This is a genomic window from Rhodococcus sp. MALMAid1271 (assembly GCF_049195265.1).
In the GTDB taxonomy this organism is placed as follows: Bacteria; Actinomycetota; Actinomycetes; order Mycobacteriales; family Mycobacteriaceae; genus Rhodococcoides.
Window position 1 is genome coordinate 1 of sequence record NZ_JBMIRQ010000081.1, and the last position, 714, is coordinate 714.

At 67.4% G+C, this 714-nt stretch carries 1 protein-coding gene; it reads right to left on the reverse strand.

The features are described from left to right. Positions 1–714 (reverse strand): alcohol dehydrogenase catalytic domain-containing protein (locus tag ACOQFP_RS11695; RefSeq protein ID WP_421584416.1); only part of this gene is annotated, 714 nt, incomplete at both ends.

The following is a 714-nucleotide window of genomic DNA, read 5'->3' on the forward strand; positions in this document are numbered from 1 at the left end:
CTCCTGGACGGCCTCGACGACATCGACCGCCGAGGCATCGACGGTATGGGTGGCACCGAGATCGACCGCCCAGTCGAGCTTGCCCTTGTCGCGATCGACCGCGATGATCGTCGACGCCCCGGCCAGCCGGGCACCGGCGATCGCCGCGTCACCGACTCCGCCGCACCCGATCACTGCCACCGAGTCGCCCCGCGAGATGTTGCCGGTGTTCATCGCCGCACCCAACCCGGCCATCACCCCACACCCGAGCAGCCCGACCACCGCCGGATCGGACTGCGGATCGACCTTCGTGCACTGGCCCTCGTGCACCAACGTCTTGTCCGCGAACGCACCGATACCCAACGCAGGCGAGAGCTCGGTCCCGTCCGCGAGGGTCATCTTCTTCGACGCATTGTGCGTATCGAAGCAATACCACGGCCTGCCCTTCCGGCAGGCCCGGCACTCCCCGCACACCGCCCGCCAGTTCAGCACCACCACATCACCGACCGCCACATGCGTGACCGCCGCACCGACCGACTCCACAGTGCCCGCCGCCTCGTGCCCGAGCAGAAACGGGAACTCGTCGTTGATCCCACCCTCGCGATAATGCAGATCCGTATGACACACCCCGCACGCCGCAACCGCGACCACCACATCGTTCGGACCCGGATCCGGGATCGTAATCGTCTCGATCGACACGGGCTCGCCCTTGCTCTTGGCAACGACTGCCCGGAC